The 24,533-nt window shown below is 55.5% G+C and carries 24 protein-coding genes and 1 pseudogene; 12 read left to right on the top strand and 13 right to left on the bottom strand.

The window, feature by feature from the left end:
- Positions 1-41 precede the first annotated feature (41 nt).
- The 3 genes from paaI (at position 42) to ACFQUU_RS20455 (ending at position 3,048) form a co-directional block, all read left to right on the top strand.
- The gene (paaI, locus tag ACFQUU_RS20465; RefSeq protein WP_382249969.1) at positions 42-506 is read left to right on the top strand and encodes a hydroxyphenylacetyl-CoA thioesterase PaaI; all 465 of its coding nucleotides are present in this window, start codon (positions 42-44) and stop codon (positions 504-506) included.
- Positions 507-564: 58 nt separating this feature from the next.
- The gene (paaK, locus tag ACFQUU_RS20460) at positions 565-1,893 is read left to right on the top strand and encodes a phenylacetate--CoA ligase PaaK (RefSeq protein WP_382249968.1); all 1,329 of its coding nucleotides are present in this window, start codon (positions 565-567) and stop codon (positions 1,891-1,893) included.
- A gap of 153 nt (positions 1,894-2,046) precedes the next feature.
- Positions 2,047-3,048, top strand: coding sequence for an MBL fold metallo-hydrolase (locus ACFQUU_RS20455; protein ID WP_382249967.1), 1,002 nt, complete (start codon positions 2,047-2,049; stop codon positions 3,046-3,048).
- A 71-nt stretch (positions 3,049-3,119) separates the two neighbouring features.
- Here the strand turns inward: ACFQUU_RS20455 and ACFQUU_RS20450 are convergent, their stop codons facing one another.
- A complete protein-coding gene (locus ACFQUU_RS20450; RefSeq protein ID WP_382249966.1) occupies positions 3,120-3,683 on the bottom strand; it encodes a flavin reductase family protein in 564 nt (187 codons plus the stop codon).
- Positions 3,684-4,092: 409 nt separating this feature from the next.
- Between ACFQUU_RS20450 and ACFQUU_RS20445 the strand changes: the two genes are divergently transcribed.
- Positions 4,093-5,415: a polysaccharide deacetylase family protein gene (locus ACFQUU_RS20445; protein WP_382249965.1), complete on the top strand. Its 1,323-nt coding sequence runs from the start codon at positions 4,093-4,095 to the stop codon at positions 5,413-5,415.
- 592 nt (positions 5,416-6,007) lie between these two features.
- Here the strand turns inward: ACFQUU_RS20445 and ACFQUU_RS20440 are convergent.
- The gene (locus ACFQUU_RS20440; RefSeq protein WP_382249964.1) at positions 6,008-6,919 is read right to left on the bottom strand and encodes a LysR family transcriptional regulator; all 912 of its coding nucleotides are present in this window, start codon (positions 6,917-6,919) and stop codon (positions 6,008-6,010) included.
- Positions 6,920-7,054: 135 nt separating this feature from the next.
- On the opposite strand from ACFQUU_RS20440, the gene ACFQUU_RS20435 reads away from it, so the two are divergent.
- Complete coding sequence (locus ACFQUU_RS20435; RefSeq protein WP_382249963.1) at positions 7,055-7,435, top strand: tautomerase family protein; 381 nt, start codon at positions 7,055-7,057, stop codon at positions 7,433-7,435.
- Positions 7,436-7,726: 291 nt separating this feature from the next.
- Here the strand turns inward: ACFQUU_RS20435 and ACFQUU_RS20430 are convergent.
- Positions 7,727-7,879, bottom strand: a pseudogene (locus tag ACFQUU_RS20430) (hypothetical protein); the annotation flags it as partial.
- Positions 7,880-8,067: 188 nt separating this feature from the next.
- Between ACFQUU_RS20430 and ACFQUU_RS20425 the strand changes: the two are divergent.
- Both ACFQUU_RS20425 and pncB read left to right on the top strand, forming a co-directional pair.
- Positions 8,068-8,883: a cysteine hydrolase gene (locus tag ACFQUU_RS20425; RefSeq protein WP_382249962.1), complete on the top strand. Its 816-nt coding sequence runs from the start codon at positions 8,068-8,070 to the stop codon at positions 8,881-8,883.
- Positions 8,884-8,901: 18 nt separating this feature from the next.
- Positions 8,902-10,101: a nicotinate phosphoribosyltransferase gene (gene pncB, locus ACFQUU_RS20420; protein WP_382249961.1), complete on the top strand. Its 1,200-nt coding sequence runs from the start codon at positions 8,902-8,904 to the stop codon at positions 10,099-10,101.
- A gap of 303 nt (positions 10,102-10,404) precedes the next feature.
- Here pncB and ACFQUU_RS20415 read toward each other — a convergent pair whose 3' ends face one another.
- The 3 genes from ACFQUU_RS20415 to ACFQUU_RS20405 are packed head-to-tail and all read right to left on the bottom strand — an operon-like array spanning position 10,405 to position 13,211.
- Entirely contained in the window at positions 10,405-11,217 is an 813-nt protein-coding gene (locus ACFQUU_RS20415) for a citryl-CoA lyase (RefSeq protein ID WP_382249960.1), read from the bottom strand.
- On the bottom strand, positions 11,214-12,416 hold the full coding sequence (locus tag ACFQUU_RS20410) for a CaiB/BaiF CoA transferase family protein (protein ID WP_382249959.1): 1,203 nt from the start codon (positions 12,414-12,416) through the stop codon (positions 11,214-11,216). Before ACFQUU_RS20410 ends, ACFQUU_RS20415 begins: the two co-directional genes overlap by 4 nt.
- 21 nt (positions 12,417-12,437) lie before the next feature.
- Positions 12,438-13,211: an IclR family transcriptional regulator gene (locus ACFQUU_RS20405; protein WP_382249958.1), complete on the bottom strand. Its 774-nt coding sequence runs from the start codon at positions 13,209-13,211 to the stop codon at positions 12,438-12,440.
- Positions 13,212-13,412: 201 nt separating this feature from the next.
- Between ACFQUU_RS20405 and ACFQUU_RS20400 the strand changes: the two genes are divergently transcribed.
- The 3 genes from ACFQUU_RS20400 (at position 13,413) to ACFQUU_RS20390 (ending at position 15,347) form a co-directional block, all read left to right on the top strand.
- Positions 13,413-14,057: a hypothetical protein gene (locus tag ACFQUU_RS20400; protein WP_382249957.1), complete on the top strand. Its 645-nt coding sequence runs from the start codon at positions 13,413-13,415 to the stop codon at positions 14,055-14,057.
- A 90-nt stretch (positions 14,058-14,147) separates the two neighbouring features.
- The gene (locus ACFQUU_RS20395) at positions 14,148-14,900 is read left to right on the top strand and encodes a hypothetical protein (protein WP_382249956.1); all 753 of its coding nucleotides are present in this window, start codon (positions 14,148-14,150) and stop codon (positions 14,898-14,900) included.
- 243 nt (positions 14,901-15,143) lie between these two features.
- Positions 15,144-15,347: a hypothetical protein gene (locus ACFQUU_RS20390; RefSeq protein WP_382249955.1), complete on the top strand. Its 204-nt coding sequence runs from the start codon at positions 15,144-15,146 to the stop codon at positions 15,345-15,347.
- A gap of 266 nt (positions 15,348-15,613) precedes the next feature.
- Here ACFQUU_RS20390 and ACFQUU_RS20385 read toward each other — a convergent pair whose 3' ends face one another.
- From ACFQUU_RS20385 to ACFQUU_RS20360, 6 genes are all read right to left on the bottom strand, one after another.
- Positions 15,614-16,222, bottom strand: a complete 609-nt coding sequence (locus ACFQUU_RS20385; RefSeq protein ID WP_382249954.1) for a hemerythrin domain-containing protein — start codon at positions 16,220-16,222, stop codon at positions 15,614-15,616.
- A gap of 258 nt (positions 16,223-16,480) precedes the next feature.
- Positions 16,481-17,899 carry a multidrug transporter subunit MdtD gene (mdtD, locus tag ACFQUU_RS20380; protein ID WP_382249953.1) on the bottom strand — a complete coding sequence of 473 codons (1,419 nt, stop codon included), beginning with the start codon at positions 17,897-17,899 and terminating at the stop codon, positions 16,481-16,483.
- Between the two features lie 68 nt (positions 17,900-17,967).
- Entirely contained in the window at positions 17,968-18,219 is a 252-nt protein-coding gene (locus tag ACFQUU_RS20375; RefSeq protein WP_382249952.1) for a hypothetical protein, read from the bottom strand.
- A 445-nt stretch (positions 18,220-18,664) separates the two neighbouring features.
- On the bottom strand, positions 18,665-20,077 hold the full coding sequence (locus ACFQUU_RS20370) for an MATE family efflux transporter (protein ID WP_382249951.1): 1,413 nt from the start codon (positions 20,075-20,077) through the stop codon (positions 18,665-18,667).
- Between the two features lie 36 nt (positions 20,078-20,113).
- On the bottom strand, positions 20,114-20,569 hold the full coding sequence (locus ACFQUU_RS20365; RefSeq protein ID WP_382249950.1) for a MarR family winged helix-turn-helix transcriptional regulator: 456 nt from the start codon (positions 20,567-20,569) through the stop codon (positions 20,114-20,116).
- Between the two features lie 116 nt (positions 20,570-20,685).
- Positions 20,686-21,030, bottom strand: coding sequence for a hypothetical protein (locus ACFQUU_RS20360; RefSeq protein ID WP_382249949.1), 345 nt, complete (start codon positions 21,028-21,030; stop codon positions 20,686-20,688).
- Between the two features lie 277 nt (positions 21,031-21,307).
- On the opposite strand from ACFQUU_RS20360, the gene ACFQUU_RS20355 reads away from it, so the two are divergent.
- Positions 21,308-21,601 carry a hypothetical protein gene (locus ACFQUU_RS20355; protein WP_382249948.1) on the top strand — a complete coding sequence of 98 codons (294 nt, stop codon included), beginning with the start codon at positions 21,308-21,310 and terminating at the stop codon, positions 21,599-21,601.
- A gap of 190 nt (positions 21,602-21,791) precedes the next feature.
- Here the strand turns inward: ACFQUU_RS20355 and ACFQUU_RS20350 are convergent, their stop codons facing one another.
- The gene (locus ACFQUU_RS20350) at positions 21,792-23,225 is read right to left on the bottom strand and encodes a PLP-dependent aminotransferase family protein (protein WP_382249947.1); all 1,434 of its coding nucleotides are present in this window, start codon (positions 23,223-23,225) and stop codon (positions 21,792-21,794) included.
- A gap of 542 nt (positions 23,226-23,767) precedes the next feature.
- Here ACFQUU_RS20350 and ACFQUU_RS20345 point away from each other — a divergent pair.
- Complete coding sequence (locus ACFQUU_RS20345) at positions 23,768-24,517, top strand: c-type cytochrome (protein ID WP_382249946.1); 750 nt, start codon at positions 23,768-23,770, stop codon at positions 24,515-24,517.
- Positions 24,518-24,533: the final 16 nt, after the last annotated feature.

The raw sequence follows: 24,533 nt of genomic DNA, 5'->3' as shown, positions 1-24,533 counted from the left end.
TGCGGTTACCTCAACAATTTGACACACAGGAGAGTCGGTCCATGCATGAAGCTGATCAGGCAAGTCCCGCGCAGGCAGTGGCGGTCGCCACATCGGCCGCGATGTACGAACGTGATGAGGCGACAAAGTCGCTTGGCATGCAAATCGTCGGCATCGGCCCGGGCTATGCACGCCTCAGCATGCCTATCCGACGCGACATGCTGAACGGGCACAAGACCTGTCACGGTGGCTTCATTTTCGCGCTGGCGGATAGCGCGTTCGCGTTTTCCTGTAACAGCTATAACCTCAATACGGTGGCGGCCGGATGTTCGATCGAATACCTCGCCCCCGGACGCGAAGGCGACGTGCTTACCGCTGAAGCGGTTGAGCAGGCACGTGCCGGAAAGTCGGGGGTGTACGACGTCACCGTGATCAACCAGAACGGCGAGCGCATCGCACTGTTCCGCGGCAAATCGCACCAGATCAAAGGCGAAGTGGTAGAAGGCCTGATCCAGCGGCAGGCCTGAGAGTCGCGGGGTTGGAGATTCATCGAGATACGGACACACAGAATACAAGGAGACAGCCATGCCACAGCGCAATCCGACAGACAATGACCTTGACCCGATAGAGCGCGCCAGCAAGGACGAACTTCAGGCGTTGCAGCTTGAGCGCATGAAGTGGACGCTCCGTCACGCGTACGACAATGTGCCGCATTACCGGGCGTCGTTCGACGCGGCCGGTGTACATCCGGACGACCTGAAAACCCTGGGCGACCTTGCGAAGTTTCCGTTTACAACCAAGAAGGATTTGCGAGACAACTATCCTTTTGGCATGTTCGCCGTACCGCGAGAAAAAGTAGTCCGTGTCCATGCCTCCAGCGGTACCACCGGCAAGCCGACCGTCGTCGGCTATACGCAGAACGACATTGATACCTGGGCCGATGTCGTCGCCAGGTCGATCCGTGCAGCAGGCGGCCGTGCCGGTGACATCGTGCATATCGCCTATGGTTACGGGTTGTTTACCGGCGGTCTCGGCGCGCACTATGGCGCTGAACGCCTTGGATGCACAGTAATCCCCATGTCCGGCGGGCAGACCGAAAAGCAGGTGCAGCTGATCCAGGATTTCAAGCCGGACATCATCATGGTGACACCGTCGTACATGCTGAACATCGTTGAAGAGTTTCAGCGGCAAGGCCTGGATCCGGCAAAGAATTCGCTACAGGTTGGCATCTTCGGGGCGGAGCCATGGACTGGCGCAATGCGTACGGAAATCGAGCAGCGCGCAGGCATCGACGCGGTTGATATCTATGGCCTGTCCGAGGTAATGGGACCGGGCGTAGCGAGTGAATGTATCGAAAGCAAGGATGGCCCGGTGATCTGGGAAGATCACTTCTATCCTGAAATAATCAATCCGGACACGGGTGAAGTGGTTGCCGACGGTGAGGAGGGCGAGCTGGTGTTCACCTCGCTGACCAAAGAAGCCTTGCCCATCATTCGCTACCGGACGCGCGACCTGACGCGCCTGTTGCCGCCGAGTTCGCGGTCGATGCGCCGTATTGCCAAGATTACCGGCCGCTCGGACGACATGCTGATCATTCGCGGCGTCAATGTCTTTCCCTCGCAGATTGAAGAACTGATCCTCAAGCAGCCCAAACTCGCTCCGCAATACCAGCTTGTCCTGACGCGTGACGGTCACCTTGACAAACTCGAGGTGCTGAGCGAGTTGCGTCCCGAAATGTCAGGCCAGTTGTCTGCCAATGAAGTCGATGCCGTTGCACGTGAGTTGCAACATCAGATCAAGACCTATGTCGGCGTGACGACCGATGTTCGTGTGCTGAATTCCGAGGCGATCGAGCGCACGGCAACCGGCAAGGCGCGACGCGTTGTCGATAAACGCCCGAAGCTGCACGGATAACTGTGACTTGCTCCCGATGCAGAGAACGCAAAATCTCCATGCGCTCTCTGCCTTTCCTGCATTGCTTGCTCCGAAGCGTAAAGCCCACTACACCTGAATGCCATATCCATTTGCGTTATGATCGCAAACTCCGTCAATACGATATGGAAAGATATGGCTCAGAACAATTCAAGAAATGCCCGCAAAATCCTTCTCGCTGCCATGATCGCAGCAACTGCCGCAGCGACAGCATTTCTGCCCGCAACGGCATCAGCGGCCCCTCCCGCGAAGCAAACCACCCAGGTGCCCGGCTATTACCGCCTGAATGTCGGTGACATTGAAGTTACCGCCCTGTATGACGGCTACGTCGCGCTCGACAATAAGCTTCTCAAGGGTGCCAGCGCCGACGATATTCAGCAGTTGCTTGGCCGGATGTTCATCGCTTCGTCCAAAAGGGTGCAGACGGCAGTCAACGCATTCCTGATCAATACCGGCAAGAACCTGATTCTGATCGACACCGGCGCAGCTAAATGCTTCGGCCCGACACTGGGTGTCATTGGCGATAATCTCCGGGCAGCGGGATACGACCCGGCACAAATCGATTCCGTATTGCTGACGCATCTGCATGGAGACCACGTTTGCGGTCTCATCGCGGCAGATGGCAAGCCAGCGTTCCCCAATGCGACTGTTTACGTATCCAAGGATGAGGCCGGATTCTGGCTCAACAAGGATGTCGCCGCAAAGGCACCCAAGGAGGCGCAAGGTTTTTTCAAGATGGCCGACGACTCGGTTGCACCTTATGCGCGTGACGGCAAGCTCAAGCAGTTCGCTGCCGGCGACAAGCTGATGGAAGGCGTTGTGTCCGTGCCCACGCCGGGGCATACACCCGGCCACGCGGGCTATATGTTTTCATCGGGTGACCAGCAACTGTTGGTGTGGGGTGATATTGTGCATAGCCACGCCGTACAGTTCGCGCGACCTGAAGTGGCGATCGAGTTTGACGTCGACAACAAGAAGGCAATTGCAACCCGCAAGAAGGTATTTGCGGACGCTGCTAAGAACAAGCTCTGGATCGCCGGCGCGCATCTTCCCTTTCCCGGGATAGGCCACGTACGTGCGGAAAAGAAAGGGTACGCCTGGGTGCCACTGGAATACTCGCCCGTGGTTCCGAAGTAAGTCTTGGGAGATTGCGTAGCTTAGTGCGTCATTAAAACTGAAACGGCTGGCTACGTAATTCCCTCCTTACTCTATTTTTTTACGTCAAAAGATTCCCCGGTTTCGAAGAAATTTCCGCCAGCAATGTAATGAATGCTGCGAGGGCCACCGTCATTGAATGACCAATGGCCTTCTGCGAAGGCTGCTGGATCGGCCCAGGCAGCGATCACTTCAGCGAGGAAAAGATCGTAGCGCTCCTGGATATGTGGTTCCGGAATGACCCGGCATTCAAGCCAGCCAAGGCAGCCGTTTATAAGCGGTGCAGCAATTTTTTCGGCAGCGGACGTGGTGATGCCGTACTCGTTGAACTTGTTCACATCACGCCCTGACCGCGAGCCGACCGCCAGGGTTTGCTGGGCAAACTCCCTTGACGGCACGTTCAGTGCGAACTCGCCGGAGCCTTCCACCAGACGGCGTGTCCATGTGTTGCGATCGATGACAACAGCCACCTTGGGCGGCGAAAAGTCGAGCGGCATCGACCAGGCAGCAGCCATTACATTGACTGTTCCGTCGTATGCGCTGCTGACTAATACTGTAGGGCCGTGATTAAGCAGCCGATAGGCTTTGGATAGTTCGACTGCTATTCGATGAGACATATCGGTTTCCTGTGATTCGTTGAATTGTTATGGCATGCATGCAATTTGCACCGTGACCTTCTTATTATGAACCTTCAAGGTTCAGGTTTCACGGCGATGCATTCTGTATGGCGCGGTGAACCGAAAGACGACGCAGGTTTCGCTGTGTCATCAACTTTTTCTCTCTACTGAATTCTCTCTACTGAAATTACTCAAGTCGGTAAAGTTAATTGCGCCCAATCGGCAGGCATACCAATAAAAGATGCCTTGCGCACCCGCTATTGATACAGGTCCGGTACCCAGTGCATATCGCATGATTTGTCACAATTCCCCAGGCGACATGGATCATAGCGACCCCTGCCCATGTCCTCGATCATATGCGTAAGGGAGATCACTCCCGAATTCGATCAGAACAAACAGGGGGAAGTGAATGTTGCGTGCAAGCGTAGTGCCGGTAGTTGTGTTGGGAGCTGCTTTGGGATTGACAGCATGTGGTGGCGGAAGCGGAGGATCAGCTGCCGATGGGTCAGGCTTAACGGGTACAGGCATCAGTGTTGCGGGAAATCTTGGCACAAATGCGGGCGCCAGTACCGGTACCGACACCGGTGGTAATTCAGGCACTGCTACGGATACAAATGTAGGGCCAGGCACCGGCACTACTTCCAATGCCGACAGCAGCGGCTCGGATACGGGGCAGGGCGGAAGTGGATCAGAGTCGAACGCCGGCACAGATGCTGAAACAGGCAACGGCTCGAATGAAGGAACCAGTACGAGTGACACAGTGTGTCCCGACTTAAGTCGCTGCGTGGACTTTACCGCACTGCGTATTGCGAAGTACAAAGACAACAAGCGGGCAGCGGCTTCCTATACCTTCGATGATGGTTATGCGACCAGCACCGCGATTGCTTCCATCTTTGAGAAGGCGGGGGTGCGCGCCACCTTCTATATCATCCCCGGCATCATACGCGCCGATGGCTGGTCGATGTGGAAGACGCTTGCGGGCAAGGGACATGAAATCGGAAATCATTCCATGACCCATCCGGATTTTCGCAACACGGTGTTGAGCGACCAACAGCTCGACGCGGAAATCAATGGGGCGCAACGACTGATTGAGCAAAAGTTGGGCATCCGGCCACAGACCTTCGCTTTTCCATATCATCTCTATTCCGATCGCGCATTGAAAGTCGCACAGCAGAACCACGTTGCCGTCCGCAAGATGAACTTGGGCGATCCGGGCTATCAGTTTGCTTTCTTTGACACGGATCACGGAACTGACCTTGCTGGCACTCTGGTGACAGTGAACCGCCAACTCGACGAAGCCGTCAAGGCGGGCGGATGGTTTGTGGCCGGCGGACATGGCATTGACGGCGACGGATGGAGCCCGGTCACGACCGAATTCCTGCAGAAACATCTGGCCTATGCGGCGCAGTATTCGTCTGCGTTATGGACAGACACGTTTGCCAACGTGTCGCGCTATAGGCTTTGCCGGGATATGGTCAAGGCGGAGGTGTTGCTTCCGTCGTCAACCCAGGCTAATGTGCATTTGACCGGGACCTATGACCCAGCGGTATGCAATGCGCCTATGACGGTTACGGTGCCTGTTTCAATTCCATCTGGTGCCACGCTACGGACCAAGACCGTTGATGGTACCGAGGTTGCGACCTCGGTAAGCGCCGGAACCGCCTTCTTCAGCCTGCGTCCGGGTGACAAAGTATCGCTGCAAGTTGTGCCGGCTACGAAAACTACAAGGTAAATAAAACGGGGCGCATGCTGCGCCCCGTTTTAATGGATGAACTCTATCCACCATAAATTTATGCAAACCAGGAGCTTGGTAATCCAGGAGCCTGGCCGATTGGGGCTTGGAGCGCATGGTAGCTTAAGCGGTCAGGAAAAGGAGCGCCGCGAACACCCCGCCGATTAGCAGCAAGGCCTTGGAAAATCCACTCATATTTTCCTTCTTCGTTGGCCATTGACGATGACGCAAAGGTTGTGGCGGAGTCAGCGGAAAACCGCAGGCGGGGCATACATGTGCGCTGGAAGCGGTTTTCGCTTTGCATTGGGGGCAGGATGCCTTTGCCATGGGAGCCTCTCGGTTTTCAGAATGACAATTAGACCGTAAACGTTCCAGCCGGTAAAGAACTGACTGAGTTGGCTCGGACAGTGTGGCGGCAAACGCGGACAACCGTTTTTCAACCGCACCATCGTTACACCATCAGCCATACGCTGATGCACAGCTTTTCGTCACTTAGAGCACCTATCAAAATGCCGCTTGCCGCGTTGTTTGGGGCCGCCGAGGCCTCCTAGCCGTACGCCTGTACTGTCTTCGTCGGCGCGCCTTGCCACCGTCATTTTGATAGGCGCTCCTCGTTGGCAGGCAGCGCGTCCGCCGATGTCTGGAGGACCTCCGGTGGAAGATTTTCATGCAACACTTCCAATATCACTTCACGCAGCCGTGCGATCGCAGGTGTTATCGGTTTGTGCCCGTGACGGATCACCAGGCCGATGCCAGGCAACGTGGGCAACCGGCGTTCGATGCCGATGTTCGTGAGGCCCCGTGGCGCCGATACGCCGCATCTGACTGTGACGCCAATGCCGGCTTCCGCTGCCGCCCACAATCCTCCAAGGCTGGGGCTGGTCACCGCGATACGCCATTTAATACCAGCATCGTCCAGCGACTTGATGGCCGCCTGCCGGAATACGCAGGGCTGTTCCAGTAGTAAAAGCGGCAGCGGCTCATCCGCCGCGAGCGACAAATCCGGCCGGCCTATCCACACCATGTCGAGTTCGGCGATTGGCTCAGCGCCTTCCGCTTTTTCATTGGAAAAGATCAGCGCGATATCGATTTCACCGCGATCCACTTGAGCGGCCAGTGCGGAATTGCGGTCCATGCGGATTTCGATGGCAACTTGGGGATGCGAGCGGGCAAACCTTGCCAGTGTGGCGGGTAGCCAGGTGTTTTCAAAATCCACCGACATGCCGAAGCGTACACTGCCCATAATGGCCGAGCCGCGCACAGCAGCGACCGTTTCCTCGTTGAGCTCCAGCATGCGCTGAGCGTAATCATGCAGGGTTTTTCCCGCAGCGGTCAGGGTAAGCGAGCGCCCCTGCTTTTCGAAAATCTCGACGTCCAGCTGCTCTTCCAGTTTTTTCATTTGCAGGCTTAACGCCGATTGCGAGCGGCCAATCTTGTCCGCAGCGCGCGCAAAACTGCCCATGCTGATACCCGTTACAAGCGTCCTCAGCAAATCAAGGTCCAACAAAAGTCTGCTCATATATGAGTAAATTAAAAGTATTTCTTTAAAACTTCGAATTTTACAAATATATATTAGCTACCTATAGTCCTTCTGTCACCTAGTTACTCGCAACCGGGTCCCATTGAAGAGGAGTAAGTCATGCCATTTGTACGAATTTATTTACCGCAGGGAAGTTCGCCGGAGATCAAGCGGCATGTGTCTGATGCAATCCACCGAGCTTTGGTAGAGACCTTCAAGGTTCCGGAGGACGATCGTTTTCAGGTCATCAGTGAGCACGGTCCGGATGACCTGGTTTGTACACCCGCTTATCTGGGTATCGCGCACTCGGCCCACGTCGTCTTTGTACAGATCACCTGTAGTGAAGGCCGCAGCGTTCAGGCGAAAAAAGATCTTTTTCAACGCATGGCGGAACTGACCGCGCTTAACGGAGCCTTTGCGATTGCCGACGTCATCATCAACCTGGTCGAAGTCAAAAAGGAAAACTGGTCGTTTGGCGAAGGCATTGCGCAATACGCCTGATATCAGCTTCAAGAGTATTTTTATCTTTTAATTTACGATGGAGATAACCATGAACACCAACCCTACCTCTGATGTCACATCCGATTCACGTGCATTGCCTGTTGAGGACAAATGGCGCATCGCGAGGTGTGTCGTGCTGGTTTTAGTATGTTCGGTAAGTGCGGCCTCAGTGTCAATCCACTGGCTCACGACGATTGTTTAGCAGTTCCCGTCCCAACAATCGCAGCTCCGTCAATGCCCTCGTTCCCATAAGGACATCACGTCGCTGAACTCTGACGTCAGCCGATACAACTATGTGGGGTGGCTGTTTGCGGTGCTGCGATATTCCCCTGTACGTTCATCGAGCGCGCCACGGTCATCGACCTTCCGGTGAAGATCTGCATTATTGAGTGGCTTCCCAATGATGGCTTCATAAGTCGCCCGCAGTTCGGACTGCGTGAATTTTTCCGGAGCAAGTACATCGGCAACGAGGTATAGCTGACCTTGCTACGTATCCGCAACACGGCAGCCTTGACGATCGCCTTATGATCTAGGGCGATCCTGGATAGATGATCTGCCGGATGTAAGCTGATCCAAGTAGGATACACTGAACCTCATCCGCAAAGACTTACCGTTTTTGAAACGCATCTGCCATGAACGTCAACCTGCTTATCATTGATCCACAGAATGATTTCTGCGATATTCCGGGCGCCGCCCTACCTGTTACAGGTGCCGATGGAGACATGAAACGACTTGCCGCTTTTATAGCGGGACATGGATCGGCACTGTCCTCCATCACGATAACGCTCGATTCTCACGCCAGTGTCGCGGTCGAGCGTACCACCTTTTGGGCTGCACATGATGGAGGGGAAGTCCCTCCGTTTACCGTCATCACCCTCGACAGCGTGCGTACCGGGATATACGTTCCACGCGATCGCAGCTTGCTGCCGTCGGTAACCGGCATGCTGGAAAAACTCGAACAGCGCGGAAAGCACCAGCTGATTGCCTGGCCCGTACACTGCGTAACCGGGACATGGGGGCACAATATCCATACTGCGTTGTCACAACAACTGAATGCCTGGGAGTTCGCTCGTCAAACTCCAGTTACCAGGGTGCTGAAGGGGCAATATCCCCTGTCGGAGCACTATGGCGTCTTCGAAGCCGAAGTGCCCCATGAAGACGAGGAAGCGACGAAATTCAATGAGCGTCTCGCAACAGACCTGCTTAGGAACACGGATCTTTTGCTGATCGCTGGCGAAGCTTCCAGTCATTGTGTGGCGGCGAGCGTCGAACAACTTCTCGGTTATGCTATGGGCAAAAATCTGCGCCTGCCACGCATGGTGCTGCTGCGAGATTGCATGAGTGCAGTCACGGGTTTCGACGCAGCGGAGCGTGGATTCTTTGAGCGGGCAGGCAAACATGGCGTAGAACGCTTGACGGCAAATGAGGTTGCTGAACTGCTGGACTAGATAAGGAAAACCATTGACATGAAAAAACCCTTTCAGCAGGTGATTCAGAGCCTGCTCGACACGGACCTGTACAAATTCACCATGTGGCAGTCACTGCTGCATGCATTCCCGGCCAACCAATCCGAATATCGCTTCAAATGCCGCAACAAACCGGCGTATCCCTTGAGTTCGCTTCGGCACGATGTCGAGACACAGCTTGATGCTTTGTGTGCGATGCGTTTTACGGATGACGATCTGGAGTATCTTCGTAAGCGGCCGTACTTCAAATCGGACTTCATCGACTTCCTGCGGATTTTCCACTTTCAGCGGCGCTACATCAGCATTGAGGAACACGGCGACGATCTTGTGATCGTTGCGCAAGGACCGCAAATCCATGTAATGGGTTTTGAGGTCTATGTACTATCGATCGTCAATGAGCTCTACTTCCGTAGCATGGACCAGGATGCCGCGGTAGCGGAAGGACGAAGGCGCCTTCAGGCAAAGGTTGAACTCCTGCGGCAGAAGGGGCCTGAGACGGCCGAGCGCGTACATCCATTCCAGTTCTTTGACTTCGGCACGCGCCGGCGGTTTTCCGCTAGCTGGCATGACGAAGCGGTGGCTACGCTGAGCCGTGAGCTTCCTGCGTATTTCAAGGGAACTTCCAACGTTCACCTGGCGCGCAAATATGGTCTGGTACCTATCGGTACGATGGCGCACGAATACCTGCAGACATTCCAGGCAGTCGGTGTGCAGCTCAAGCAGTTTCAAAAGGCTTCGCTCGAGGCGTGGGTGCAGGAATATCGAGGCGACCTTGGCATCGCACTGACCGATGTGGTTGGTATGGATGCTTTCCTGAATGATTTCGACTTGTACTTTGCCAAACTCTTCGACGGCTTGCGTCACGATTCCGGCGATCCTGCAGAATGGACCAGAAAGGCACTCGCCCATTATGCGAAGCTTCGCATCGACCCGCATACGAAGAGACTGGTCTATTCCGACAGCCTGAACCTGCCAAAGGCATTGGCATTGCATCGGGAATTTGCCGATTACGTGCAGATGGGATTTGGGATAGGAACAAACCTGACCAATGATATGGGTATCGACACGCTGAATATCGTCATGAAGCTCACCACGTGTAATGGACAACCTGTGGCGAAGCTTGCCGATGCGGAAGGAAAGACCATGTCCGTGGACGAAACCTTTCTTGCTTATCTGCGGCAGCAATTCAATCGCACTTAGAGGGTCAGGTTGAAGACCCCTCGAACGACTTCTTTGGCAAGAGTCGGTGGAGGGAAATCCCCAGCTTGAAGTGCCGTTGCAAGAAGCACACGCTGCCTACCTTCCATTCCAATTCGACGCCCGTCCCAGGCTCCTGCTACCCCAAAAGGGATGCTGCTGTCACTGGCAGGTCCGCGATGTTAGCGGAAGGTATCCATTAGGCGGTTGATACCGGGAAAATTTTTTTCGAAGCGAACAAGCCAAGTCGTCGTTTCAGGAGCGCTGAAACGGGAAATCCAACACCCGGGAATTGTTAAAGGGTGCCTATTTCCCGGTATAGCGATAGCCCATATCCGGTGGCATTGGCCCCTTTATACGGCCACCCTGTTGTTTCTGTTCCCACGCGTGTGCCAGGATGCCGACCGAGCGCGACAGGACAAACAAGCCTCTCGCGAGTTCCGGCTCGAAGCCGAGTTCACCGTAGACGACGGCGGTCGCACCGTCGATATTCATAGGAATGTGGCGTCCGCTTCGCTTGCCAAGAGAAGTTTCTACCTGTCGACCAATCTCTGCGTAATGTCCTGTAACAACACCGGCTTTGGCCGCTTCGTCGATGAGGGAAAGCAACCTGACCGCACGTGGATCTACCGGGTGAAAACGGTGCCCATATCCCGGAATGATTTTTCCATGCGTGTTGCTGTACTCATCAAGCGCCTGTTCAGTTGCATCCGACATGGGTTTTGAAGCAGCATAGGAACGAATGCACTCAAATAGCGCGAGGCACTGTTCGCCCGCGCCGCCATGGACGTCGTCCAGCACGTTGATCGCGGATGCCATCGCGCCATTAAGCGGAAGGCCGCAGGTCACCGCCATGCGCGAAATTGCGATCGAAGGAGCCTGCGGACCGTGATCGACAGCCGAAACGAGCGCGGCCTCTAGCAGCCTGGCCTGTGCCGGACTTGGTTCGTCATCGCGGCACATCAGCCATACCATATGTGCATAGCTGATGTTACCAATCAGGTCTTCGATAGGCTTGCCCTTGACGCGGATGATGCCAGGGCGAATATCGATAATTTTGGTGCTCCACCAGTCCTTTGCCCTGGCGAGCCAGTCCTTGTTTTCCGCTCCGGTAGTCATATGGCTCCTTCCGATCGCAACTGATCGATTTCCTCCGGCGTGTAGCCAGCTTCCTGCAAAACAGTTGTCGTATGTTCCGCGAGGCGCGGTGGTCCTTGTTCAACGCAGGTGACATTACCGTCTACCTTAAACCCGCTGCGAGTTACCGTGATGCTGTCTCTGTTGCCGTCGTTGAAGGGCAGGTGCATCAGCAGTTCACGGTGGGCAATCTGCTCCTGGTTCAATGCCTGTTCCACGCTGAGCACCTGGCCGGCGGGAACGCCGGCTGTGGTCAGCACCTCTTCCCAGTGGGCGGCCGTGTTTTCCGACAGCGCGTCTTCGATAGCCTGGGTCAGTGCAGCGCGATACTGCTTGCGCGACTCACGTGCAGCGAATCGCGGATCTGCGATGAGTTGGGGCCGGCCGACGATCTGGCACAGCGTTTCAAACTGCTCCTGCTTGTTTGCCGCGATATTGAGCAGGCCTGACCCAGTACGGAAGGTGCCGGAAGGACTCGCTGTAAAATTGTTATTCCCCATCGGTACAGGCGCCTGTCCGGCGATCAATTGATTGGAAACGATCCACCCCATGGTGACGATGGCCGAGTCCAGCATCGATACGTCGAGAAAGGCGCCTTCGCCGCTGCGCTCCCGCCGCACCAGCGCCGATGAAATGGCGAAGGCCGCCGTCATGCCGCCAATGGTGTCGCATACCGGATAGCCGACCCGCAGTGGTGCTGTCGCCTCGTCGCCGGTGATACTCATCACCCCGGACCGGCCCTGGATGATCTGGTCGTAGGCAGGTGCGCTTGCCAGTGGACCGGTCTGTCCGAATCCTGAAATTGCGCAGTAGATCAAGCCTGGATTAATCAGTCTTAGGGCGTCATAGCCGAGGCCGAGGCGATCCATGACGCCGGGGCGGAAATTTTCGAGAACGACATCCGTTTGCTGCACCAGCCTGGCAAATACCTTCTTGCCTGCAGCGGATTTAAGGTTCAGGGCGATAGAGCGCTTGCCCGCGTTTTGCGCAAGGAAGGATGTGCCCATGTTCTCCTTGTTCAGACCGGCATCGGCACCGAGCTGTCGTGCCAGATCCCCGGAGCCAGGTGTTTCCACCTTGGTGACCTCGGCACCAAGCAGTGCCATCTGATAGCCGGTAAAGGGGCCGGCAAGTACATTGGTCAGGTCAAGTACCTTGATGCCAGAAAGTAGCGTTGTCATTGATTTCCTGTACTGGAATTGCTATTCAAGATGGAAGGTCTCATTCGCAGATGAGAATATCGACGGGTTGCCTTTGAAGCGTATTGTCAATGTTCTTGCCGCGGCAATCAGGGCCGGAATCATCGCCGCCACCTCGGCATCGCCAAACCGTGTAATTGGCCCGGACAGACTGAGTGCACCCTGCAGCGCATTTTTTTCACCGAATACCGGGCAAGCAACTGCGGCGGTTTCCGCATCTCGCTCGCCGCGCGTAATCCGTATCAGGTTATCGGCGCTGAGTGTGTCTGCGTCCGATGCCAAGCGCTCGAATTCGACGAGTACATGGCCAGCTGCTCCCTTGTCCAGCGGCAGCAGTTCGCCGACCTGAACGTGGTCGCGTACGGCGCGGGGTGAATCGACCCTGAATGAGCAAAGACGCATCGTGCCGGAGCGCACGTAAAAGGACGCGCTTTCACTTGTCGCCTGCACCAGTTCACGCAATACGGGCATGACCAGCTCTGCCGGATGCAATGCCCTAGTGGCGAGAGCGGCGAGTCGGATGGGCGAAGGCCCGAGCATGTAGGCGCCACTGTCGAATCTATGGATATATCCGTAGGATTCGAGCGATTGCATCAGGCGCAAGATCGTGCTCTTGTAGAGACCAGTCCGCTGGCTGAGTTGGGCTAGCGTCAGCATTGGCGCGTCTTCTGTGAATGCATTGAGGATATTGAGCGCGCGATTCACGGCGGCGACACCAGGTTCGTCGGAACTGCCGTCCTCGTCGGTCTTGATCTTTACGGAAACCTTGCTTGTCATGTGATTATCATTCTGTCTGATAGAACAGAAGAGTGCAGAATAGAACAATGCCGAGGCATCGTCAATTGTGGCGAATAGATTATGTTTCTGGGTATTAACATTCCCTTACAGCTGATACAGCTTTACGCCATCATGTTTCAGCGCTCCATGGTTAGTATTCTTCCGGCAATGCCTACTTGATATCCGCCTTTGGAGACCGCTATGAAAAGTAATAAGACTGCACGTCCTGCCTTTATCCTGACCGCGCTTACAGCAGCGCTGTTGTCTACCGGTACCGCATTTGCACAGACCGCGTCGACAACTGCATCGTCAACCGCTGTGACAGAAACAACGACGACGACGGCAACCACGCCTGTAACGGCGACTACCACACCAACGACCACGCAGGTCACCGCAACGACAAACATGGATTCGGCAAGCACCACAACAACGGCAACCGCTACAACAGCGCCGACCACAACAACGACTCCAACAACGACCACCACCACCACCACGGCTCCCGCAACAACAACTGCCAGAAAAGGCGCAACCGTCTACAAAGCCGGCGCAACTGTCCCCTCCGGCGTCACAGCAAAAACCCATGGCGCTACGGTTGTGCTGCCTGAATCGGCACAGGCCGGTCAGACGCGTGCGGCCGAGAACAAGGCCTTGGCTGCAGAGAAACGTGAAGCCCTCGCTGCGTTCAAAGCAGAGAAACCTGCCAAGGTCGACAAAATAGAAAAAGTGGAAAAGGTCGAGAAGGTGGACAAAGTTGAGAAGGTCGAAAAGCTTGAAAAGGTGGAGAAAGTCGCAAAGGTCGAAAAAATCGAGCGTCCCGAAAAAGTCGAGAAGGCTCGCCGCAACTAATCAACCCAGCCAGCCATTTACTCATTAGCTCTACCCAGCCGGGCAACAAGCGTTGCCCGGTTTTTTATTGAAACAACGATTGTTATCAACATGAAAAAACTGAGTCTCCTCGCAGCCGCGCTGCTGTCCCAGGCAGCGTTCGCCGAAGGCAATTTCACTTTCAAGACGGGATACGACTACACCACGGGCAAGTACGGTACCGATACCCGTACCGAGATTACGGCCATCCCGTTTATCGGCACCTACGAGAGCGGCAACTGGACATTGAAAGCGTCCATTCCCTACGTGCGCATCACAGGCTCCGACAACGTTGTCGCTGGCGTGGGCGCCGTGCGGCAGACCTCGACCACGACGCGTACGGACTCCGGCATGGGAGACTTGACGACGAGTGCGACCTATTCCTTCATGGTCGACCTGAAGTCGCAGACTGGTATCGATGTCACGGCAAAGATCAAGTTTGGTACTGCCGACAGCGACAAGGGCCTTGGCACCGGTGAAAACGATTACTGGATCATGATCGACCCCTACACCAGGATGGGCAACGTGACATGGTTCGGCGGCATCGGCTATGGCATGCTGGGATCGTCAGAAGCACTGAAGCTCAAGGATGTCATCAGCGCTAACGCAGGCCTCTCCTACAAGCTCGATCAGCAGGCAAGTATTGGCGCGATGCTGGACTATCGCACCAAATCTACCGACGTCGGCTTTGCACAACGTGAGCTGACCGCGTTCTATTCGCGCAAGCTTGGCGGCGGTTACAAACTGCAGGCATATGCGACGAAAGGCTTTTCTGATGGAAGTCCTGACTGGGGCGGTGGTGTCAACGTAGCCTATAACTTCTAAATGTTTACATCGCCCGAGCGTGCGGCATGCGGCGGGAGAAAATTACCCGGGATATCGAGGACAGCGAAATCGAGAACCGTTCTTTTCTGGAAAGCGCTGACCCAAATGCCGTCGGTGTAACGGTGTCGGGATCACAGCTTGTGCCTCGGCACCGATACTCTTTAATTGTGCTTGTTGTCCAAACTTTCTACCTCCGAATGGTTCTATCGAAAATAAGCTCGATTTAAATTTTCGGAGAACGCAATGGCAGAAAGTACCAGACAGCAAGACGCTCAGTCCGATACAAGGGATGCGGCGACTGAAGCAGCGGAGCGGGAGAAAGCCACGTCCCCAGGTGAAGTCCCTGTAAAGCAACATAATCCCGGCGATCAGGGGCTTAACCCAGGGCAGAGAGGCCCTGCGCAACCTTCAGGAACCGGCGACGCCGCGGAAGCAGGCAGCCTCTGAAAGGCGGGCGTAAAGATCGGAAGCGTATAACGAGTTTCTCACTGCTAAAGCGAACGCAAGGTGTGCGGCAAAATGCGTCGCAACATGAGCTTGTTAAAGGGATACAGGGTAAGCCATGCATCGCTGCGTCTCGTTCGTCTGCTTCTTCGAGCGCCTATCAAAATGTCGCTTGCCGCGTTGTTCGGGGCCGCGGAGGCTCCTACCCGTACGCCTGTACTGTCTTCGTCGGCGCGCCTTGCCATCGTCATTTTGATAGGCGCTCTTAGTTACAGCGCCGGACCTACGCCAATCGGAGAGGGAGCAAGGTTAACGATCAGTGAGAAAAGCTTCTCCATGCTGTCCTTGTACTGGCTGCCGATCAACGGGTCTTCATGATTGGTAAAGGCTGCATCCAGCTTTTTCCAGTCTTCGTCGGTCAGGACCTCCGCCGCAGTCGTCAGTATCTTGTCTTCTTCAAGACGCATGTGCGCCGAGTAAAAGCCGGCGTACTGTTCGACCATCAGATAGAAAGTCTCAAACGCCGGCTTACCCTCAAGTTCGTAGCGGGCAAGGGCATGCTCCAGATGCAGCACCAGCCGGTCGCCTAGCGTATGCTGGGCTTCCAGTTCCGTGATGGCCTGATCCACTTCATCCGTGCGCTTTCGCACAATCGGAAACAAGAGATGGTCTTCCTTGGGGTGGTGCATTTTCTCCGGATATTCGCGGATGTAAAAAAGCATCGCCCGAAACACCTTCAGGTCAGGCGCTTTACCCCCTTTGTCAATGGCACGCACGATTTGCACCATGGCTTGTATGACTGCGTCGAGCAGATCATGGTCTGCCTGAATCGACCTGACGGAGGCGTGGGAAGAACGCAAACGCATACTGATACTCACTTGTCTCGAAGTGTGAAAGGGTTGCCGGCACACCGTGGTGAATGCATGCACACCATGCCTGCCGTCGAATCGTTGATGCTCTTTGCGGATGCTATGCATTCAGATGTTGCAAAACCATGATCTGCATCAAAAATTTCCAAACGCCGGTATTTTGTGGGACTGATGGCGGTGCGAGCTAGCTATATGAGCCTACAGCGCAAACCCGTTACGCGATAGGCGCTAGGCACGGTAACTACGGGGGCGGGGATAAGTATCAGATCAACCTTGCTCGGTTTCGTCTTTCGCTATGGCGCCCTTGTCACTCGTCACATCGGGAGACAGTTGCCAGAAGATCCACGCCGAGGCGATGGTGATAAGGCCCATGCACACAAAGCTTGCGTGGAAAGCAGCTAGCGATTGTCCACCCGGTGCAGAGCCGAAGAATCCGCCAAATGTAGCCAGCAACCCTCCGGCTGCCGCGACGCCAAGACTCATGGCAAGCATCATTACCATGGACAGCAGGCTATTGCCGCTGCTCGCGAGCGGACCGCTCAAATCTTTGAGGGTCAGTGTGTTCATTGCAGTAAATTGCATGGAATTGACTGCACCGAACACGGCAAGCTGCACCAGCTGCAACCAGTACGGTTGGCGTTCGGAAAACAAGGAAAAACTGGCGATCGTGATGCCCACGAGCACCGTGTTGACGATCAACACAGGGCGATAACCAACACGTGCGATCAGCGGAGGGCCTATGCGTTTGATGAGGATGCCGCTTGCCGCCACGGGGATCATCATCATGCCTGCCTGAAATGCGGAATACCCAAGATTAACCTGTAACAGCAGGGGAATCAGAAACGGCATGCTGCCGCTGCCGATACGCGAAAAAAGGTTGCCGATGACCCCGACGCTGAACGAGTTGATCTTGAAGAGATCCAGCGAAAACAATGGCGACGGATGGCGTACCGCACGTAGCCAATAGGCAGCGAGGTTCACTAGTCCGAAAATCATCAGGATCATTACGGTGGCGTGGCGGAACCCCAGTTCGGATAAGCCATCCAGCGCCAATGAAATCATGACCATGCTGGAGGTCAGAAGGACATAGCCCGCGAAATCGAAGGGCGCGTCAACCCCGATGCGACTGTCCGGCATCGACGTCAATGTGGCAAGGCAACCGATCAATCCTATCGGGATGTTGATAAGAAAGATCCAGTGCCACGACGCATATTCCACGAGCCATCCGCCGAGGGTCGGGCCGATCAAGGGTCCGATGAGACCGGGGATGGTGACGAAACTCATCGCTTGCAAAAACTGTTCCCGCGGGTAGGCACGCAGTACGGCAAGGCGGCCAACCGGCAGCAACATTGCACCGCCTATTCCCTGGACGATACGGGAAGCGACAAGGTAGGAGAGACTTTCTGAATACGCACACAACAGTGACCCAATACTGAAAAGGATTAGTGCGCCGAGAAAAATGCGTCGCGTCCCGAAACGGTCGGCAAGCCAGCCTGAAGCAGGGATGAGCATGGCCATCGCCAATGAATAGGCAATCACCACTGATTGCATGCGCAGGGGACTTTCACCAAGACTGCGAGCCATCGCCGGTAAGGCGGTGTTCACAATAGTGGCATCCAGGGTTTGCATGAAGAAGCCGATCGCGACCAGCCATAGCAGGATGGGGTTCGAGCGCGATGCAGGCATGTTCTTCAGGTCACTCAACTCAGATTACGAGAAGAGCCGCAGAAAAAAAAGTAAAAACGGAAAATGACTTAACTAGCTTTCGCCCGGCGGCGCTCTGCAGGATGCAACAACACACGCTTGGCAACGTGGAGCGGGACCTTCCTTGCATAAATGAACTCGGACGCCTCACGGAGGCCACGCGTTCCAAGCAAGGCGATGGCTTCCTCCACGATTACTTCGGTTTCCTTATCGACGCGTTCAATGATCACATCAGGAAAAAGCATCTTCCTGATCTGATTCGAAGTTGTCCATGATTCTCCGTTGTCCTGAATGGAATTCACTGCTTTCCTCCAATGCTTAATTTTCCGGAGCGGACCAGACATACGGTCATGAAGCGGCATCTCACATCACACCTGACGATGAACGACGGCATGTGCAGGCAAGCGATTGATGCCATACCGATATGACCTGAAAATGTCGGTAGCGCCTACATGGCAAAAATAGCATCAGTCTGCCGTCAGGCTTTTGTGGATTCTCTATTCGTGGACATAAATTCGATCGATTGCAGCCCGTGAGGCCGGCGCCCATGGCACTGCCTGATTTTTCAGCAAAGTACCTCTCACCGCATAAACAAAAGGCCTGGATGAGAGGACTTTAAAGATATCCACATGGTTTTCCACTGGAAATGTGGATGGAAGAAGGGTGTGTCCGAAGCATCTGATCATGTGTGGCGCTACATACCTGTCCATAATCACACCACGCACCGTCGCGGTGTCGCACGAGCACTCAGCTTTGCTGCAAGCGTTTCATCAAGGTTGATGGACTGCTTGGCCATCCAATTGGACCGAACCAGGCTCCACCCGCGATAGACAATGCGTTGATCAGGCCATAGATCACCAATGCTACCGCCTGGACGGCAAAGATATGCATCAGCGTTCCGCCGTACCGCAAGGCGACCCAACCGCCGATAGCGGCTACTGCCAGCCGCGCCGCATTGCCGGCGACCGGCCACTTGAGACGTCCCGCACCTTGTGAAGCAAAGTACAGTGTCAAGCCTAGGCCAAACAGGCCATATACCGGCCCGACCGCTTGCAGGTATTGCGTGCCGGCGTCGAGCATGGCCGGATCGCTGTCGAACAAGGTCAGCCAGGCATGGGGAAAAGTTGCTGCCCACAGGCCGATTGCCTCTGTAATGACTGCTGCCATACCTGCCCCGATCCAGGTGGCATGTAGTGCGCGCTCACGCTTGCCCGCACCAATGCAAGTGCCAACGATGGCAACAAGTGGGCCACCGAAACCAAAGACCAGCGGTACCAGAAGATATTCAAGACGGGAGGCGGTGCCATAACCGGCAATGGCGGCGGTGCCGAAACCGCCGACCAGCATGGTCGTAATACCGATCGCGAGATTGGTGGCGACGGTCGAGATCGCGCCCGCCAGGCCGACACGGAGAATATCCTTGAACAGTGTCCAGCGAAACTGGACTGCCTCGAATGATGGACGCAGCAGACTGTGTGGCGACCACAGGTACCAGGCCAAAGCGATACTGCCCACCAGGTAATACGACAACAGAGCCGCTGCGCCTCCTGCGATCCCCATACCCTGAATTGGTCCCCAGCCGAAAATCAGCAGTGGTGAAAGAGGAACCAGTACGACCACCCCGGCGCAGGTGACGATCGCCGGAACCGCCATGTTGCCGGTGCCACGGATTACCGCCGCCAGCGAATTGAAAATCCATACGATAACCGCACCGGCAAACACCCAATTGGAATACTTCAGTGCCGCGTCCAGTGCCGCGCCGCTACCGCCCATCTTGCCGTATAACCAGTTGCCGCCCGGTAGTACGACCAGCATGAAAATCAGTCCAAACAACACCGCGAGCAGCATTGAGTGCAGGACAAGGTCATTGGCATCGTCACGACGCTTGGCACCCAGCGCGCGTGCAATCGCGGATGCAATGCCGCCACCAATGGCGCCGGCAGACATCATTTGCATCAGCATGACGACAGGAAAGACCAATGCCATGCCCGCCAAGGCCTGGGTGCCGAGTTTTCCGACGAAATAGGTTTCGATCAGACCAACCGATGCCTGGGCCACCATCACCAGGACATTGGGTGCCCCCAGACGCAGCAGCGTAGGCAAGATGGGAGCCTCTAGCAAAAGGCGGGTGCGGGGATCCAGCGAAGGGGTTTCGTTCATGTTGGGCTTCCGTCTCTTTGCCGTGACGCGGCGTGTTTACTCTTCGGTCTTCGTATCGAGGGTGGAAAGCAGATCGAGGGAATCGTCGATCAGTGCATGCAGGGCAATCACCCGTTCCACGCCCAAGGTGCGATTAAGCGTTTCCTGCGCTTGTTTCCAGTGATGCTGCGCTTCTTCGCGTTTCTGCCGCCCCAACTCTGTAATGCTGATGCTGCGACTCCTGTCGTTTGTCCCGGCGCCGATGACAATCCAGCCCGCATCGGCGAGCGGGCGCAGATTACGGGTCAATGTTGACGCGTCCATCCGCATGGAGCGGGCAAGGACGTTCGGTTGGATTGGGCCAAGCTTCAAGATGTGTGAGAGCAGGGAATACTGGGTGCTCTTCAGGCCGGCACGCTGCATCGCTGCATCATAATGTTGGCCCACGCTGCGCATCAGCTGGCGCAGTTTGAAGTTGGTGCAACCCTCGGGCCGGGCTGGATTGGATGTCATATCGAGGTCCGGTACTTTTGCATCGAAAGATGCATATGCAAGCATATTACATGCAACAATTGTATATGCAAGTAAAATTTGCGTTCAGGAGCAGCGACGATACTCCGTTTTCTCGGTTAACTCGGCGTCATCAATATAAGGTTGTACCATCCTGCATAGGGTGTATTTTTGGCCAGATGCCGATTGAAGTCCGGCGTTCCGTCATCCCACCATACCGGGCCGCGCTCGCCTAATGCGATTTTCGCCTTATCGACGGACATACGTGCCATGGCAAGTTGTTGCGCGTCTCCAGCACGCAGGGCGGCTGATACGGCGCGCCGTGCGCGCATCAGTTCCGCAGTGAGGTGCCGACGTGTTTCCTCGTCAAGCGATGGATTGGTTGTCCTCCACAACCGTCCGCGCACGACAAAATAACGGCCATCCGGGGTCACGGGAAAAGGCGTGGATTTTTTACCTGTCATGTGCTTAATGACCTTCGACCGAAAGCCGGGTTCGCGTATTTTGCGAAGTCCATATCCTGGAAACATATGACATGTTTATGGGAGGTAACCCGATAAAGCTTTCCTCATCGGGCAATGAATAAAGACCACCTGCGCACCGATATGGGGCGCAAAGCACCGGACTGGGAAAACCTCCATATTTTATTTAATTAATAGATCGATTCCCGTATGAAATTGTTGTATTCTCAATACGATGAAACCCATGCCACAGAACATGGGCAAAGCCAGGGAGAAGCGAGTGAACCCACTTATCGTACGAGCGATCGAGGCAAAGCGGCGACTCAAGCTAAGGTATTACGGTGGAGATCGGATTGTTGAGCCCTGCGTATACGGCCTGGACAAGCTTGGCGACGCGCTGCTGATTTGCTATCAGGTAGGCGGCACCGGCCATGCCGAACGCGACAAGGGTTGGCAGCAATTCAGACTCTATGAAGTGGTCAGCGTGTCGGAACTTGACGAATGGTTTGTGCATGAGCGAGGCAGCTATGACCATCTTCTGTCAAACATCGTCACCATTTACGCTCAAATCTGACGCTGACGTCTCTATCGGTTTAAGCCATGGCTCACGCACATCGTCAGCGACAGCGATTGTGACTCCCACTGGTTTCGTAGGTGGCAGCCGCGCTATCCCGGGACAGGCTAACGGGCACGCATCCGCTTGGAATTCTAGGTGAGCGCACTAACAAAGCTACGTACAACAATCAAATTAGAGAGCACAGGGATCAACCCGTTCGGTGATTCTCCATTGACGTTGTGACCAATCGTCCCAGCGTTGCCACAGCCTGCTCCGCACGCGCATCCCATTCATGTCCGTAATTCAGGCGCAAGCAGTTGCTGAAGTCGCGATGCGCCGAAAACAATGGGCCCGGCGCCACGCTGATGCCGAGCGCGATCGCCTTGTTTTGAATTTCCAGCGTATCCAGCTTGCCGGGCAGTTCTATCCACAGAAAATACCCGCCTGATGGACGCGTTGCCTTGGTGCCGCGCGGGAAGTGCCGAACGATGGCCTGCATCATTGCGGTCTGGTTGGCTTCCAGGGTGTGCCGCAACTGGCGCAGATGTTTGTCATAACCGCCCTTGGCAAGATACTCGGACAGCGCGACCTGTGCAGGCGCAGAGCTGGCAAGAGTCATGGTCAACTTGAGACGCACGACATCGTCGACATACCGGCCCGGGGTGGTCCAGCCGACACGGTATCCCGGGGCGAGGCATTTGGAAAACGATGAGCAATGCATTACCAGTCCCTTGGCGTCAAATGCCTTGGCCGGAACAGGGCGCTTGTTTCCAAAATACAGTTCGCCATAGACGTCATCTTCGATGAGCGGCACGTTATGTTCGGCAAGCAGCGCTACCAGTGCCTTTTTTTTGTCGTCCGGCATCAGGCTTCCCAAGGGATTCTGAAAATTGGTCATCAGCCAGCAAGCCTTTGGTTTGTGTCGCGCGATTGCCAGCGCGAGCGCATCGAGATCCACCCCTTCGCGTGGATGCGTTGGCACTTCGATGGCACGCAGCCCGATGCGTTCGAGCGCCTGCAACGCGGCATAGAACGTGGGCGATTCAATGATGACGGCGTCGCCGGGGCGCGTGACCGCCTGGAGGCAAAGATTCAGCGCTTCGAGCGCGCCTGTCGTGATAATGATGTCATCAGGATGCACATGCAGGCCATCCGCCAGATAGCGCAGCGCGATCTGGCGACGTAGCTGCGCATTGCCTGGCGTAAGATCGTCCAGTGTACTCCATGGGTCCATGCGGTGAATGCTTGACGCCATGGCACGTGCCAGGCGCGGCAGGGGGAACAGATGCGGGCTGGGAAAGGCGGAGCCAAACGGGACCACATCCCGCAGCTTGGTCGATCTCAGGATATCGAAGACCCGCTTGCTGACATCGACGACTGTTGCGTCACCGTGTATGGGCTGCGAAATACCCGGTTCGGGTGGGAGGGCCTTGCCACCCGCGGTAACGAAATAACCGGAACGCTCGCGGGCTCGAATCAGCCCGCGCGCCTCCAGCAGATAATAGGCTTCGAACACCGTGGACGGACTGACGCCTCGGCTTGCGCTGGCATGACGTACCGACGGCAAGCGATCACCTAGCTTCATCACGCCGGTGCGGATAGATTGCGCGATTTCCTCTGCTAATGCCTCGTAACGTTTCATGAATTTACTTATTCCAAGGTGGTTGCAACGCCGTTTCAACCGGCAAGTGGCGGACCTTTGTCAAACCATGTCAATCGCTTCCTGTAACTGATCATCCTTATCCTTCGGCCGTGTGCGAGCCTGTTGGGTGTATGGCGCTCATCATTGCGGAGTCTGGCGTCAAACCCCCTCAAAGTGTGCGATACATCGTTCGCCAAGAACAGATGCAGGCAGATGCAAAAACAGCATATCAGATAGACGGATTACCGAAATTTCTTGCATTGGCGACAGAGCAGGGATCCAGGACGGGCTGCTCAGGAAAGTGCTCAGGATTACCAATAGTCCTGCGCATAGCAGCTTTTCGACCGCATCTGATCTGCAAAAATATACGCCGGCTGAATCTGTTTTCTCCGTCTGGACCGGCTCAGAATCGTTCTGTATCGGGAAGCCATAACAACTCCCGAGCGTTACATCATTGGCGGAGCAGCATAGTGCACATACCCTTTTGCAATTCCCTTCAGACGTCCAGCATTTGGACCGAAAGCGATGTCAGGCAAGTCCTCATGTCAACAGCCAAGACAACAGTTATCGCAATCCTAATCTCTTTGCTATGCATCGGTATTGGCCATGCGGCAGAGAATGACACCAGCGTTTTGACCCGACCCGGCTCGAATTCCGGGCCTACCGTTCGGCAAATTGATACAACCGCCGAGCGCGTCGCCGCGTGCGCGGCATGTCACGGCAAGGCGGGACGTGCAACGCGGGACGGATTTTTTCCACGTATTGCCGGCAAGCCGGCGGGCTACCTGTACAACCAGCTTGTCAACTTCAGAGAAGGGCGGCGCCAGTATCCGTTAATGAATGCCATGGTTGCGCACATGTCGGATGCTTACCTGAAGGAGATCGCTCAGTATTTCGCTGACCAGCAACTGCCATATCCGCCCGCACAGCCGTCAGCGTTTTCCCGGGCGACGCTGGAGCATGGACGCGGACTGGTCATTCACGGTGACGCGTCGCGCAACATCCCCGCATGTATCGCTTGCCACGGCAAGAATCTGACTGGCGCCACATCGAATATTCCCAGTCTTGTCGGACTACCGAGGGATTACCTGAACGCGCAGTTCGGTGCATGGAAGTCGGGTGCCAGGCACGCAGCCATCCCGGATTGCATGGCACAGATCAGCAGGGCTCTGCAGCCGGCCGATATTCAGGCAGTGTCCGCATGGCTGGCATCTCAACCCGTGCCGGATGATATGACGCCTGCCTCGGCCGCGAGCATGAAACTGCCGCTGGATTGCGGCAGTGCGCCGTAACGATGAAGGATGCAAG

The organism is Herbaspirillum sp. GCM10030257, assembly GCF_042666555.1.
Taxonomy (GTDB): Bacteria; Pseudomonadota; Gammaproteobacteria; order Burkholderiales; family Burkholderiaceae_D; genus Noviherbaspirillum.
The sequence above is the reverse complement of the archived record's forward strand: the minus strand, read 5'-3'. Positions and strand labels throughout refer to the sequence as shown.